Origin of the sequence: Qipengyuania marincola, assembly GCF_029688625.1 — a bacterium.
Taxonomy (GTDB): Bacteria; Pseudomonadota; Alphaproteobacteria; order Sphingomonadales; family Sphingomonadaceae; genus Qipengyuania.
The window spans coordinates 512,188-524,790 of sequence record NZ_JARULC010000003.1 but is presented as its reverse complement, the minus strand read 5'-3'; the positions used below and the strand labels follow the sequence as shown (position 1 = coordinate 524,790).

Sequence of the window (12,603 nt, the reverse complement as noted above, 5' to 3'; positions counted from 1 at the left end):
CTCTCGTCAGATCAGGAGGTCGATTGCCGCGGCGACCAGCTGTGTTTCGGGATCGACGCGATAGATGTAGCCGTCGGAATACCGATACCAGCTGTCGGGCGTGTCGTAGTAACGATCGCGATAGGCATAAGGGACGTTGTAGACGTCGTAGCCGCGCGGCATGGGTTGGCCGATTGCAAAATCGTCGCCTGTCAGCAGCGCCGCGACCGACGTAATCGCCGCGTCCTCCGCGTCGTACCGGTAGATCACGTTGTCGGCGTATCGATAGCGATCACGCCCTCCGAGATCATAATAATCGACGTAGTAGTCTGGCACCTCGTAGTAATCGTAGGAATTAGGCCAGCGGTTTCCGATGGCCAGCGCACCGCCGAGCAGCGGGATGTATCCGCTTATGCCGCCGCCCGATCCGAGGCGCAGGAGATAGCCGTCGTTGTAGGCGTAACGCCCGTCGCGATAGTTGCTGAGACCGAAGATTCCAGGACGGTAATCGCGTCCGAAAAGCCCGCGGTCGTAGTATTTTTTCGCCTGACCTGGCGGCATGCAGCCATTGCCCTTTTTGGCCAGGCCGGGAGGGCAACCGTCCAGCACCGAACGGCCCAGATCGCGGCGCAAGAGGCTTCGCTCGCGATCGTAGATGACGCGATCAACCACCTGCTCGATGGTACCGTCGGATCTCTGATTGCGAACTGCTCGACGGACAGTGGGTCCGTTCGGACCGTTGCGTTGTGAAGCGCCCGCATTCGCACCGCGTTCCTTGCCGATTGCCGGAGGCGTTACCCGCCCCTGCTTGCGTTCGTCGCCACGAGATTGCAGCCGAGCCTGTGGCGGTCGGTTGGGGGCCTGCTCGCGCTGCGCGGAATTGCGCTGTCCGCGTGCCTTGTCAGCGCCTTTCTCGACTGAGGCAGCAGCACCGTTTCCGCGATTGCCCTTGTCATTGCCATTTCCGTTGCCCTTCCCCGGTTGGGCATACGCACCCGCGGCGGCGAGCGCGATCGCCGCCGCACCGCTCAAAATATAACGCATGTTAAGCTCCTTTAGTGGGCTAACGGCGCACGTATGGGTCGGGTTCCGTCGATCTGCACAGCCGGCAAGGGTCGCTTCACGCTTTGCGGTAGAGGTTGGCTTCCGCCCTCCGTCGACGCACCAGCCCTTCAAGAATTTGGCCGCCAGCCCTGATCCAGCGCCCGAATTGCGCCGCCGCCGCTGCATAGTCGCCCTCGCGGTGTCGGCGAGTCAGCGTCGCGCGCCCGATCGCCCCGGTGTTGTAGTGAAAGCTCACCAGAGCATCGAACTGGTTTTGCGTGGTCGGGCTGTCGCCGATGGCGTTTGCGACTTCCGCAGCATAGGTTTCAAGGTCACGTTCGAAGCGTGCATCGGCCTGCGCGCGTGTCCAGACCGTATCGGGTCCGACGCCAGGACCCGTGCTGCCCCAGCCGATCGTCCAGGGCTCGCCGCCGGTTCCGGGGTCGGGATAGCTCGCCACCAGTCCGTCGGGCCGCAAACGTCCAAAGCCCTCGAACTGCTTGATAAGTGCAATGCCATCGGGCCCGATCGTGCGGGCCGGCGGGTACCCACTCTCGGTTGTATCCGCGCCCGCGAAATCGTCGAGCAGCCGGTCAAGCTGGTCGACCTCGGTCTGGGTCAAGCCACGCCCGAGAAGGGCGCGAATGTAGTCGAATATCGGTCTGCGGTTCATGCCAAGCCTCTTTGCGACGAAGGGAGGCAGGAGAATTAGGCACAAAAGCTCTGCGTAGGAAAACCCAATCCTGCCTGTAAAGAGCTCTTGACTGACAAGAGTTCTTTACAGTAAAGACCTCTTTACAGGCAAGGACAGGATTCGTGCACAACCGGCTGCGAGATTATAGAGAGGCGAAGGGCTGGAGCCAGGGCGAGCTTGCTCGGCGGCTCGGCGTATCGCGCCAGACGATCAACGCGGTCGAGACGGACAAATACGATCCTTCCTTGCCGCTGGCATTGCGCATGTCGAAAATCTTCGGCGTGCCGGTGCCTGAATTGTTCATCGACGAATGGGAACCGGAGCAAGATTGATGGCACAGTCGAAATCTAAGGGATGGACATTCTTCGGTCTCGTCGCCGCGAGCGCAGTTGCTGGCTATTTCCTGGGCAAAGCCCTCGGACGCAGCGAAATCGATGTGTGGATCGGGGCGGGGAGCACGCCGTCTCAATCTGCCGTCGTCGCGATGGCCGTCGCTGGAATTTATGTCCTGATCGGTGTGCTCATTGCGATTGGAACGCTGTCTCCCAAAGCGGGGGCGATCATCCTGAACGGTGTAAATGAAGATGATCTGCGCGATTCCCGCGGGCTCTATCTCAATCAGGCGGCCGTCGCGATCCTCTTCGGCGCTGCGCTGGCGATCCTGGCGCTGTCGGGTGATTCTGCCCCGATAGCAGCTTCGACCGGCGCGCTGGTGTTTTGCGGCCTTACCGTCGCCGGCCTCGCACTTTATGCCGTGGGCCTGCCGATGCTCGACGAATTCATGAAGCTCGCGACGCTTGAAGCGGTCGCGATCAGTTACGGCCTTCTGATTGTTGTGATTTGTGGCTGGGCCGCGCTGGCCCACTCCAGCCTTGTCGCGGCCCCGGGCATGATCGAGCTGGTCACGATCTTCTGGGTCGTTTCACTGGTCGCCTCGTTTTGGGCGGGAGCGCGACGCGGCCTGATCGAAGCTTAGACACGCTATTCTGGTATTACCGGAATGAGAAAGAGGACACCCGCTCGGTAACCGCGAGAAGTCACCATGATCGGCTTGGCAATGTGTCATCGCAAAGGCTTGGAAATCGGCGAGATCTTGTCTGGTTGGAATCTCGGCGAAGAGGCCGTCCGGAGAACTTGGATGCGCTGTGCCGGGACCCAACAAAGATTAAGGGCGCCCGGATCGCTCCGGACGCCCCCTCGGTGATTTCGGCGCTATGACCTGAAAAGGTTAAGCACTGTAATACATGTCGAACTCCGCCGGGCAGGGCGTGGTTTCGACACGCAGGATTTCTTCCCACTTCAATTCGCAATAGGCGTCGATCTGGTCCTTGGTGAACACGTCGCCCTTCAGCAGGAATTCGTGGTCGGCCTGCAAGGCTTCGAGAGCTTCGCGCAGCGACCCGCACACGGTCGGAACTTCGGCGAGCTCTGCCGGCGGCAGGTCGTAGAGGTTCTTGTCCATCGCTTCGCCCGGGTGGATCTTGTTGGTGATCCCGTCGAGGCCGGCCATCAGCAGCGCGGCATAGGCGAGATACGGGTTGGCCATCGCGTCGGGGAAGCGGAACTCCACGCGCTTCGCCTTGTCGCCCGCGCCATAGGGAATGCGGCACGACGCAGACCGGTTGCGAGCCGAATAGGCCAGCAGCACGGGCGCCTCGAACCCCGGCACCAGGCGCTTGTAGCTGTTGGTGGTCGGGTTGGTGAAGGCGTTCAGCGCCTTGGCGTGCTTGATGACGCCGCCAATGTAGTAGAGGCAATTTTCGCTCAAACCGCCATACTGGTTCCCCGCGAAGGTGGGCTTGCCATCGTCCCAGATCGACATGTGGGTGTGCATACCCGAACCGTTATCGTCCTTGATCGGCTTGGGCATGAAGGTCGCCGTCTTGCCATAAGCGTGAGCGACCTGATGCACGACATACTTGTAGATCTGCATATTGTCGGCGGTTTCGACCAGCGTGCCGAAGGTAAGGCCCAGCTCGTGCTGCGCGGCGGCCACTTCGTGATGGTGCTTGTCGCAATTGAGGCCCATTTCGATCATTGTCGCGACCATCTCGCCGCGGATGTCGACGGCGCTGTCGACCGGGGCGACGGGGAAGTAGCCGCCCTTGGCGCGCGGACGGTGCGCCATGTTCCCTGATTCGTATTCCTTGCCGCTATTGGTCGGCAGTTCGATATCGTCGATCGCGTAGCCGGAACCGGCATAGCCGTCCTCGAATCGCACGTCGTCGAACATGAAGAATTCGGCTTCCGGGCCGACATAGATGGTGTCGCCGATGCCGGTCGATTTGAGGAAAGCCTCTGCGCGCTTGGCGGTCGAGCGGGGATCGCGTGCATACCATTCGCCGGTTGAGGGCTCGACGATGTCGCAGAAAACGATCAGCATCGGCTCGGCGCTGAACGGGTCGACATAGACCCGGTCGAGGTCGGGCTTGAGGATCATGTCGCTCTCGTTGATGACCTTCCAGCCGGCAATGGACGAGCCGTCGAACATCAGCCCGTCTTCGAGCTGGTCCTCATCGAGCGTCTTGGCGACCATGGTCAGGTGCTGCCACTTGCCCTTCGGATCGGTGAAGCGCAGGTCGACCCACTCGATACCTTCGTCCTTGATCTGCTTGAGGACGTCCTTCGCACTTGCCATTGGTAATGCCTTTCTCTTGAACTTCATGGTGGGGGCTGGCGGCCGGTTCGACGCGCCGCACCCGGTCTCAGATTGCGTCGTTATCCTTTTCGCCCGTGCGGATGCGCAGCGCGCCTTCCACAGGCGAGATGAAAATCTTCCCGTCGCCAATGCGCCCGGTCTGGGCAGCGGCGGCGATCGCTTCGACGGTGCGTTCGGATAGCTCGTCGGGGACGACCACCTCGAGCTTCACCTTGGGCAGGAAATCGACGACATATTCGGCGCCGCGATAAAGCTCGGTATGGCCTTTCTGCCGGCCGAAGCCCTTCGCCTCGGTCACGGTGATGCCGGACACGCCGATCTCGTGCAGCGCCTCCTTCACCTCGTCGAGCTTGAAGGGTTTGATGATCGCTTCGATCTTTTTCACGCTTGGTAGAGCCCCGCCTGCCGAAATGTCATGCGCTTCGATAAATCGAACCCGCGCCTGTGCGCGATGTTCCAAGAATCATGCCAAAGCGCTGATTGGACTGCCGCGACAGATTCAGCAAGATTTGAGGGCGAGACACGATAGAAATGGCCTCGAAACACGTGACTATCGGCAATCCGGTCGATGCTGCCTCGAACACCTGCTCAATGCCCGGTCGTTTTATGCCTAAAATTTGGGCAGATGCAGCCCGGCCGTTTCCGAAAGTCCGCACATCAGGTTGAGGTTCTGGACCGCAGCGCCGCTGGCGCCCTTGCCGAGATTGTCGAGCCGGGCGACCAGCCGCGCCTGGCTGCCGTCGTCACTGGCAAACACCCAGAGATCGAGGCTGTCCCATGCTTCGGCGCCCTCATGCAGCAGGAGTTCGGCGACAGGCTCGTCACTGCCTTGCACCCGGACCAACTGTGCCTCGGAATAGAATTGCGCGAGCGCGTCGCGCAAAGCGCCGCCCGATCGAGCGCCATCCATCGCCTCGAGCGGAAGCGGCACATCGACAATCATGCCGCGCATCGCCGCGATGACGGATGGCGAGAAAACCGGCGGGTGCGCGAGGCCGGCATGCTGTTGCATTTCCGGCAAATGTTTGTGGTTGAGACCAAGTCCATAAGCGCGAAACGCGATGTCGCAATGCGTGGCGAAACGTTCGATCAACGCCTTGCCTCCGCCCGAATAACCGCTGACGGCGTTGACGGTATAGGGCCAGTCGGCCGGCAGGAGGCCATCGCGCACCAGCGGCGCGACAAGCGCCAGAAAGCCCGTCGGATAGCAGCCCGGATTGCTGACCCGCCGGGCGTTCGCAATGCGATCCTGCCCGAGCAGTTCGGGAAATCCATAGCACCAGCCCTCGACGGTGCGATGAGCACTTGACGCGTCGATGATGCGCGTGCGGCTGCCCGGATCGACCAGCTCCACCGCTTCGCGAGCGGCATCGTCGGGCAGGCACAGGATGGCGATGTCGCACTCGTTTAAGGCCTCGCGGCGAGCGCCGCTGTCCTTGCGCTGCTCATCGCCGAGCCGCACCAGCTCGAATTCGGTGCGATCCTTTAGCCGGTCGGCAATCTCGAGGCCCGTGGTGCCTGCCGCACCGTCGATGAAAACCCTGTGCGTCACTCCGCCGGGGCGAGCGTTTCGAGGTGGACGTAGCCGCTCGGGCCTTCGGGCCCGCATGCGATCCACGCCCAGTCGCCCGCCACGTCGAGCAATTCCACCGCGGTGCCCGGCGACAATGTGGCGCCATCGCCCGCATCATCGCGCATGGCGAGCTTGAGCGTTACAGCACTGTCGGCGACACGGCGCTGCTGGGGAATGACGTAATGGGCCGCCAGAAACCTTCCGGCGAGCGCGATGTGCGCGAGATCGCCGCGCAGCGGCAGGGTACCGGGCGCGGGACGCTCGATCGGACCTTTCAGGCCGACAATGCCATCGGGCAGGCTGTAACGGGCAGGGGAAGTCACGCTTCTCGATGATCCGATGCGAATGGTTTGCGCGCGCTTAGCCGCGCCTGCGCGATCCCGCAAGATTTGCCCCGATCATGTCCCGCCATAGCGCGTCTTGAGCATATGCCAGCTTGCCCGCAGGCCGTAGGCATCGCCGCCCTTGGGCCGGCCAGGCTTGGCAAAGGGACGCCACGCAAAGGTGTCGAAATGCGCCCAATCGATTCCCTCGCCGACGAACTTGTCGAGGAACAGGCCGGCGACGCTTGCCCCGGCATAAGCATTGCCATGGGCATTGTTCATATCTGCAATATCGGAGGCGAGCCACTCGCGATAGGCTTCGGGCAGGGGGAGGCGCCAGGGCTCGTCATCACTCGCCTTGCCTCCCTCGATGAGTGCGGCGGCGGTCTCGTCACGACGCGTCATCAGCGCGGGATAATCCGGGCCAAGCGCCACGCGGGCAGCCCCGGTCAAGGTGGCGAAATCAAGGATCAGGTCGGGCTTTTCCTCGCTCGCGCGGGTCAGGGCATCGCCCAGGATCAGGCGGCCTTCGGCATCGGTATTGCCGATCTCGACCGTCAGCCCCTTGCGGGTCTTCAGCACGTCGCCCGGGCGAAAGCTGTTGCCGGCGATCGCGTTCTCCACTGCGGGCACGAGGAGGTGAAGCCGCACCTTCAGCCCCGCCTGCATCACCAGCCCGGCAAGCGCGATGGCATGGGCGGCGCCCCCCATGTCCTTCTTCATCAGCTTCATGCCGGTTGCGCTCTTGACGTCCAGCCCGCCGGAATCAAAGCATACGCCCTTGCCGACAATGGCGAGCACGGGGTCGCTTTCCTTGCCCCAGGTCAGGTGCATGATCCGCGGTGCATGGTAGCGCGCGGCGGCGCGGCCCACCGCGTGGACCATCGGATAGTCCTGCTCCAGAGCATCGCCGCGGGTGACCGCGAGTTTCGCCGAATGGGTTTTGGCGAGCGTTTCGCAAGCATCCTCGAGTGCGGCCGGGCCCATGTCCTCTGCCGGTGTGTTGACGAGGTCGCGCACGAGGCAAACGGCTTGCGCCTCCGCGATGGCGGCGTCGATCCTGCCGGCATCCTTGGTCAGCAGAACGCGCGGCCCCACCGGCTTTTCGGGCTTCTTGTAACGCTCGAACGAATATTGCGCAGTTTGCCAGCCGTGCAGCGCGGGCCCCGGCTCGCCCGTTGCCCGGCGATAGGTTCCTTCGGGCAGCACTTCGGCCAGCTTGGCCATGCACCAGCTCGACAGCTCGTCGGGATTGGCCACGCCACCGACCGCGAACCAAGCGTCGCCATCGGGTACGATGCCGACCTGATAGCCGCTACCGTCGAACTTCTGTGCCTCCAATGCTGCCCGCTGTCCGGCGGAGAGGGATTTTGCCCATTCGGCGAAGCCATCCTTGTTGACAAGGTGGATGGCGATAGCGTCCTGGCCACGGTCGGGCTGGATTAGCGGCGTCTTGTCGGCCATATTTGGCGGGTCCCCGGATCTGTTGTCTGTCGCAAAGGAAATCGCGATGCGCGCGTCCCTGTTCCTGATTTCCCTCGCCCTGTCGAGTGCGGCCTGTTCGGATCCAGCCGAGTATGCCGAGAAGGCGGGCGTTGCGGATCGCCCGGTCGCGCAGGCCACGGCAAGCGCCACAGCGACGGGTAATGCGAAGGATTTCAAAGCCGTAAGCTTCGAGGACAATTCGGACGACGCGGGCGATACCCGGGCCTTTTCCTATAGCTGGCCCGCCGAGGTATCCGCGATTCCCGCGCTTGCCGCTCGGCTTGAGGAAGAGCGCGATACGCAGCTCGCCGAACAGAAGGACGAGTGGCAGAGTGCGATAGCGGATTCCCCGCCCGACTGCACTTCCTGCCGCAATCGCGGATTTGAGAAGAAATGGTTGGTGGTGGCAGACCTGCCCGACTGGCTGAGCCTCAGCGCCGATCTTTATCTTTACACCGGCGGGGCGCATGGAAATCATGGCAAGAGCTCGATGGTCTGGGACAAGCAGGCCGGCAGCGGGATGAAGGGTATCGACCTTTTCAATTCTGCGGTCGACCTCGAAAAGGCCTTGGGTGCCAAATTGTGCGATGCTTTGAACGATGCCCGCGCGAAACGGCGCGGCGGGCCGGTCGATCGCAACGGAGAATGGCCGAACGATTGCCCGGGGCTGGACGAGGCATCGATCCTGGTCGGGTCTTCCAACGGCGAAACCTTTGACCGGATCGCCGTATATTTCGGGCCCTATGTCGCCGGCTCGTATGCCGAAGGTGACTATGAACTCGATTTCCCGGTCACCGCCAGCATCATCGACGCTGTGAAGCCGGAATATGCCCGTGCCTTCAGTGTGAAGCGCTGATCCCCTCGCAATTCATGGCGCCAATCGCTATGTCGCGCGGATGACAGAATATCAGGTGATCGAAGGCGACCAGACCGTCTATCGCGACGGGACCATCAAGCTGCACGGGGCCGATGGCTTCGAAGGCATGCGCAAGGCCGGTCGGCTGGCGGCGGAAATCCTCGACGAACTGACGACTTTCGTGAAGCCCGGCGTGACGACCGGGGAGATCGACGATCTCGTGCGCGGGATGACGCTGGATGCAGGCGCGGTGCCGGCCACGATGGGATATCGCGGCTATGCGCATAGCTGCTGCACCTCGATCAACCACGTCATCTGCCACGGCATCCCGAGCGAAAAGGCCCTGAAGGACGGCGACATCGTCAATATCGATGTCACGCCGCTGCTCGACGGCTGGCACGGCGATACCAGCCGCATGTTCTATGCCGGGGAGCCCGCGCTCAAGGCGAAGAAGCTCGTCGATGTGACCTACCAGTGCCTGATGCTGGGGATCGATGCGGCGGCCAAGCCCGGTGCCCGCCTCGGCGATATCGGCGCCGCGATCGAAGCGCATGCGCGGCAGTTCCGCTATGGTGTGGTGCAGGAGTTCTGCGGCCACGGCCTCGGCCGCCTGTTCCACGACGCGCCCGAAGTGATTCACGCCGCGCGCGCCGGAACCGGGCCGGAGCTCAAGCCGGGCATGTTTTTCACCATCGAGCCGATGATCAACCTCGGTCGCCCGCATGCAAAGATCCTGCGTGACGGCTGGACCGCGGTGACGCGCGACAAGTCGCTGTCAGCGCAGTTCGAGCACTCGATCGCAATTACCGAGGACGGTGTGGAAGTCTTCACCGAAAGTCCGAAAGGGCTGCACAAGCCGCCCTACTGACAGGTCAGCCCTCGCGCGCCGACCTGATCGCCGCGCCCGCTGCGAAAGGCGCGATCGCGCACAGACCGAGACTGATTGCCGCGGTAAGGATCAGGCCGCTCGTGTCGGGCCGCGACAGTGCGCCCGCGCCGAAAATGAGGATGGGCACGGCGAGGGGTATTACCATGAGCCCGGCGAGCGCCGCGCCGCCGCGCAATGACGCGGTGAGCGCCGCGACGATCAATCCGACGGCGGCCAGGCCGGGTGTGCCTGCCAGCAAACCGAGAACCACGGTCTGCAGGGTTTCCCCGCTCAGGCCGAGCAGCGCGGCTGCGGGCAGGGCCGCAAGCAAAAGCAGCGGCGCAAAGGCGAGCCAGTGGGCCAGCAGACGCGAGGCCATGGCCAGCTCCTCGCTGACGCCGCGCAGGTGCAACTGGTCGAATACGCCTGTTTCAAGGTCTGCGCTGACGAGCCGTTCCAGTGGCAGGATCGCTGCCAGGAGCGCTGCGACCCAGATGACGCCGCCCCCGGTCCTCGCCAGCAATTGCGCGTCTGGGCCCACGGCGAAGGGATAGAGCATTGCGACGGCCAGGAAAAACAGCAGCGGCAGCACGCCTGTACCGCCGCGCCCGCCGGGCAGCAGCAGGCCGAGATCGCGGCGCAGCAGCGCGCCGATCATGCAACGAACTCCGCGAGCTCGATTTCTTGCGGGGAGGGCAGGGCGATCGGTTGGTGCGACGCGACCACCGCAATGCCGCCTCCGCCGCAATGCAAGGCAATCAGCGCCTCAAAGGCTTTCTGCGCTTGAGTATCGAGCCCGTTCAGCGGCTCGTCGAGTAGCCAGATCGGGCAGTTGCGATTGAGCAGCCGAGCGAGCGCGGCCCGCTTGCGCTGACCGGTCGAGAGGTAGCGCACCGGCACGTCGAGCAGGTCGATGAGGTCGAGGACCTCCAGCGCCCGGCCCGCATCGCGACAGCCGTCGATCGCCTCCCAAAAGGCCAGCGCCTTGCCGAGCGGTAGGGCCTCGTCCAAGGCCAGCCGGTCGTCGACGAGGCCGAGATTGCCATGCCGCTCGACCGCGCCGGCGAAGGGGCGCAAAAGTCCCGCCAGAATACGCATCAGGCTCGATTTGCCGATGCCGTTGGCGCCGGAGATGAGCAGTGCCGCACCGCTGTCACATTGGAAATCTAAGGCCCTGAACAACAGGCGGTCGCCGCGGCGGCAGGAAAGGTCGGTCGCGGCGAGGCGGGCTTGCATGGCGCGCAGCGATAGGCAAAAGCCGCGCCTGTCACAAGCGAGGTGACGAGGGCGAGAGAGGATGTATCGAATGTCGGTCGAGAAGCTGAGCGAGGAAGAGCGCAAGTCGTGGCTGAGCGCCCTGCCCGAATGGTCGGAAGCCCGCGACGGCGATGCAATCGAGCGCAAGTTCGAATTCGACGATTTCTCGCAAGCCTTCGCCTTCATGGCGCGCGTCGCGCTGATCGCGGAGAAGCGCGACCATCATCCCGAGTGGTTCAACGTCTACAACAAAGTCGAAATCACTCTGACCACCCATGATGCGGGCGGGCTGAGCCTGCGCGACGTGAAGATGGCGCGCAAGATCGACGCGCTGCTGGGCTAGGCGCGCCTACCGGCCCAGCGGCCGGGCACTCGCGCGGGTCTGCTTGCGGACGCGGCCGGGCAGCCAGCGCGCCGCGAAGGCCATTTGCCTTGCCGTCTTGCCGACGGTCGTGTGCAGCTTTTCGCCATGCACCGCGTCCCACGCGGCCTGCGCAACTTCGAGCACCGGGGTGATCTCCAGCCCCGCCTCCGTCACGCGCTGGCGGATGCCCTCGTTGGTCTGAGCGTTCGGCGTGTGGTCGAGCAGCGGGGTGTCGATGAAGCTGGGCATCAGCGAGCGGACCTTGATCCCGTCTTCCGCCCATTCGCCGTCGAGGCTTTCGGTGATCGCGCGCACGCCGAACTTGGTCGCCGAATAAACGCTGGCACCGGGCGTGCCGTAAATTCCCGCCGCGCTTGCCGTATTGAGCAGGCAGGATCCGGGCGCTGTTTTCTTGAGGTGCGGATAGGCGGCCTGCGCCCCGAACAGCACACCCTTGAGATTGATATCGAGGCAGCGCTCGATCTCTTCGGTCGAGTTCTCGATCAACGAGCCGCCGATCGGTATGCCGGCGTTGTTGAAGACGACGTCGATCCGCCCGCCCGCGGCGGTCGCGAAGCTGTCGAGCGCCTCGTCCCATGCCGCGCGGTCGCGCACGTCGAACTTGTGGGCATAGGTGAAGCCGTGGCCGATTTCGCCGAGCGTCTCGTCCATGCCCGCCTGGTCGATATCGCCTACGCCGACGAACCAGTCGCGTGCGCCGAAATAGGTCGCGACCGCACGGCCGATGCCCGACCCGCCGCCGGTGATGAAGATCGCTTTACGGTCCGCCATGTCTCTCTCCATGATTGCGCCTGTCAAAGCGCGGCATTGTTGTAAGTGTGCCAGGTGAAAATCGCCATCGCGCCGCGATGGGGCCGCCACTGCTCTCCCAGCGTGCGGGTTTCCTTTTCGCTCGGCCGGGCCGGCAGTGCGAGCAGGCGCCCCACCGCTTCCTGCACGGCCAGGTCGCCGGCGGGCCAGATGTCCGGGCGGCCTTCCGCGAAAAGCAGGTAGATTTCCGCCGACCAGCGACCGATCCCCTTGATCCGCGTCAGCTCGGCAATCGCCGCCTCGTCATCCTCGGGCAGGTCGTCAAGGCCAAGCTCGCCGCTCGCCACCAATTCGCATAGCGAGCGGGCATAGCCCTGTTTCTGGCGCGACAGGCCGCAGGCGCGCAAGGTGTCGAAATCGCGCGCCAGAAGCTCTTGCGGCAGCATGTCCTCGCCCAGTTCTGCCTCGAGCTTGTTCCACACCGAGGCTGCCGCGGCGACGCTGACCTGCTGCCCGACGATGGTGCGCAGGAGAGTCCGGTAGCCGGTCGGCCTGATCCTCTCCTCGGGGTAGCCGCACCTTTCCAGTGCGGCGGCGACCACACCATCCTTCTGCGCGACCGTATCGAGATGCTCGCGCAATTGTGCGTTTGTCAGGCCCATGGTGTCGCGCGCTTGCCTTCCCGCGTCCGATTGAATAGCAGCCGCCCGCATAGGTCGGGCCAGTGGCC

General features: G+C 63.6%; 16 protein-coding genes. 5 read left to right on the top strand and 11 right to left on the bottom strand.

Translation table 11 applies throughout. The annotated features are described in order from the left end of the window. Window positions 1-6: 6 nt before the first annotated feature. Both P8Q88_RS12525 and P8Q88_RS12520 read right to left on the bottom strand, forming a co-directional pair. Window positions 7-1,023, bottom strand: a complete 1,017-nt coding sequence (locus P8Q88_RS12525) for a hypothetical protein (RefSeq protein ID WP_278324166.1) — start codon at window positions 1,021-1,023, stop codon at window positions 7-9. Window positions 1,024-1,099: 76 nt separating this feature from the next. Further along, window positions 1,100-1,696 (bottom strand): lysozyme, encoded by a 597-nt coding sequence (locus P8Q88_RS12520; RefSeq protein ID WP_278324165.1) that lies wholly within the window; start codon window positions 1,694-1,696, stop codon window positions 1,100-1,102. Window positions 1,697-1,839: 143 nt separating this feature from the next. Between P8Q88_RS12520 and P8Q88_RS12515 the strand changes: the two genes are divergently transcribed. Beyond that, on the top strand, window positions 1,840-2,049 hold the full coding sequence (locus P8Q88_RS12515; RefSeq protein ID WP_278324164.1) for a helix-turn-helix transcriptional regulator: 210 nt from the start codon (window positions 1,840-1,842) through the stop codon (window positions 2,047-2,049). Continuing rightward, a complete protein-coding gene (locus tag P8Q88_RS12510) occupies window positions 2,049-2,693 on the top strand; it encodes a hypothetical protein (protein WP_278324163.1) in 645 nt (214 codons plus the stop codon). Before P8Q88_RS12515 ends, P8Q88_RS12510 begins: the two co-directional genes overlap by 1 nt. Window positions 2,694-2,945: 252 nt before the next feature. On the opposite strand, the gene glnA is transcribed toward P8Q88_RS12510, so the two are convergent. From glnA to P8Q88_RS12485, 5 genes are all read right to left on the bottom strand, one after another. Next, window positions 2,946-4,355 (bottom strand): type I glutamate--ammonia ligase, encoded by a 1,410-nt coding sequence (gene glnA / locus P8Q88_RS12505; protein ID WP_278324162.1) that lies wholly within the window; start codon window positions 4,353-4,355, stop codon window positions 2,946-2,948. 67 nt (window positions 4,356-4,422) lie between these two features. Beyond that, a complete protein-coding gene (locus P8Q88_RS12500; RefSeq protein WP_278324161.1) occupies window positions 4,423-4,761 on the bottom strand; it encodes a P-II family nitrogen regulator in 339 nt (112 codons plus the stop codon). A gap of 225 nt (window positions 4,762-4,986) precedes the next feature. Next, the gene (gene argC, locus P8Q88_RS12495) at window positions 4,987-5,928 is read right to left on the bottom strand and encodes an N-acetyl-gamma-glutamyl-phosphate reductase (RefSeq protein WP_278324160.1); all 942 of its coding nucleotides are present in this window, start codon (window positions 5,926-5,928) and stop codon (window positions 4,987-4,989) included. Next, window positions 5,925-6,272 (bottom strand): SH3 domain-containing protein, encoded by a 348-nt coding sequence (locus P8Q88_RS12490; protein WP_278324159.1) that lies wholly within the window; start codon window positions 6,270-6,272, stop codon window positions 5,925-5,927. Before P8Q88_RS12490 ends, argC begins: the two co-directional genes overlap by 4 nt. 75 nt (window positions 6,273-6,347) lie before the next feature. Continuing rightward, complete coding sequence (locus tag P8Q88_RS12485) at window positions 6,348-7,736, bottom strand: leucyl aminopeptidase family protein (RefSeq protein WP_278324158.1); 1,389 nt, start codon at window positions 7,734-7,736, stop codon at window positions 6,348-6,350. A 46-nt stretch (window positions 7,737-7,782) separates the two neighbouring features. Here P8Q88_RS12485 and P8Q88_RS12480 point away from each other — a divergent pair, with 46 nt between their 5' ends. Beyond that, window positions 7,783-8,613 (top strand): polysaccharide deacetylase family protein, encoded by an 831-nt coding sequence (locus P8Q88_RS12480; RefSeq protein ID WP_278324157.1) that lies wholly within the window; start codon window positions 7,783-7,785, stop codon window positions 8,611-8,613. Window positions 8,614-8,653: 40 nt separating this feature from the next. Then, window positions 8,654-9,481 carry a type I methionyl aminopeptidase gene (gene map, locus P8Q88_RS12475; RefSeq protein WP_278324156.1) on the top strand — a complete coding sequence of 276 codons (828 nt, stop codon included), beginning with the start codon at window positions 8,654-8,656 and terminating at the stop codon, window positions 9,479-9,481. Between the two features lie 4 nt (window positions 9,482-9,485). On the opposite strand, the gene P8Q88_RS12470 is transcribed toward map, so the two are convergent. Both P8Q88_RS12470 and ccmA read right to left on the bottom strand, forming a co-directional pair. Next, the gene (locus P8Q88_RS12470) at window positions 9,486-10,139 is read right to left on the bottom strand and encodes a heme exporter protein CcmB (protein WP_278324155.1); all 654 of its coding nucleotides are present in this window, start codon (window positions 10,137-10,139) and stop codon (window positions 9,486-9,488) included. Beyond that, entirely contained in the window at window positions 10,136-10,717 is a 582-nt protein-coding gene (gene ccmA / locus P8Q88_RS12465) for a heme ABC exporter ATP-binding protein CcmA (protein ID WP_278324154.1), read from the bottom strand. Before ccmA ends, P8Q88_RS12470 begins: the two co-directional genes overlap by 4 nt. 70 nt (window positions 10,718-10,787) lie before the next feature. Here ccmA and P8Q88_RS12460 point away from each other — a divergent pair, with 70 nt between their 5' ends. Further along, window positions 10,788-11,081 (top strand): 4a-hydroxytetrahydrobiopterin dehydratase, encoded by a 294-nt coding sequence (locus P8Q88_RS12460; RefSeq protein ID WP_278324153.1) that lies wholly within the window; start codon window positions 10,788-10,790, stop codon window positions 11,079-11,081. 6 nt (window positions 11,082-11,087) lie between these two features. Here the strand turns inward: P8Q88_RS12460 and P8Q88_RS12455 are convergent, their stop codons facing one another. Continuing rightward, window positions 11,088-11,894, bottom strand: coding sequence for an SDR family oxidoreductase (locus P8Q88_RS12455; protein ID WP_278324152.1), 807 nt, complete (start codon window positions 11,892-11,894; stop codon window positions 11,088-11,090). Window positions 11,895-11,917: 23 nt separating this feature from the next. Next, a complete protein-coding gene (locus tag P8Q88_RS12450; RefSeq protein ID WP_278324151.1) occupies window positions 11,918-12,535 on the bottom strand; it encodes a DNA-3-methyladenine glycosylase family protein in 618 nt (205 codons plus the stop codon). Window positions 12,536-12,603 lie beyond the last annotated feature (68 nt).

Excerpts from the sequence above, each read along its gene's own strand:
- P8Q88_RS12525 (WP_278324166.1), bottom strand. The coding sequence starts at position 1,023 with ATGCGTTATATTTTGAGCGGTGCGGCGGCGATCGCGCTCGCCGCCGCG.
- P8Q88_RS12520 (WP_278324165.1), bottom strand. The coding sequence starts at position 1,696 with ATGAACCGCAGACCGATATTCGACTACATTCGCGCCCTTCTCGGGCGT.
- P8Q88_RS12510 (WP_278324163.1), top strand. The coding sequence starts at position 2,049 with ATGGCACAGTCGAAATCTAAGGGATGGACATTCTTCGGTCTCGTCGCC.
- glnA (WP_278324162.1), bottom strand. The coding sequence starts at position 4,355 with ATGGCAAGTGCGAAGGACGTCCTCAAGCAGATCAAGGACGAAGGTATC.
- P8Q88_RS12485 (WP_278324158.1), bottom strand. The coding sequence starts at position 7,736 with ATGGCCGACAAGACGCCGCTAATCCAGCCCGACCGTGGCCAGGACGCT.
- P8Q88_RS12480 (WP_278324157.1), top strand. The coding sequence starts at position 7,783 with ATGCGCGCGTCCCTGTTCCTGATTTCCCTCGCCCTGTCGAGTGCGGCC.
- map (WP_278324156.1), top strand. The coding sequence starts at position 8,654 with ATGACAGAATATCAGGTGATCGAAGGCGACCAGACCGTCTATCGCGAC.
- P8Q88_RS12470 (WP_278324155.1), bottom strand. The coding sequence starts at position 10,139 with ATGATCGGCGCGCTGCTGCGCCGCGATCTCGGCCTGCTGCTGCCCGGC.
- ccmA (WP_278324154.1), bottom strand. The coding sequence starts at position 10,717 with ATGCAAGCCCGCCTCGCCGCGACCGACCTTTCCTGCCGCCGCGGCGAC.
- P8Q88_RS12460 (WP_278324153.1), top strand. The coding sequence starts at position 10,788 with ATGTCGGTCGAGAAGCTGAGCGAGGAAGAGCGCAAGTCGTGGCTGAGC.
- P8Q88_RS12455 (WP_278324152.1), bottom strand. The coding sequence starts at position 11,894 with ATGGCGGACCGTAAAGCGATCTTCATCACCGGCGGCGGGTCGGGCATC.
- P8Q88_RS12450 (WP_278324151.1), bottom strand. The coding sequence starts at position 12,535 with ATGGGCCTGACAAACGCACAATTGCGCGAGCATCTCGATACGGTCGCG.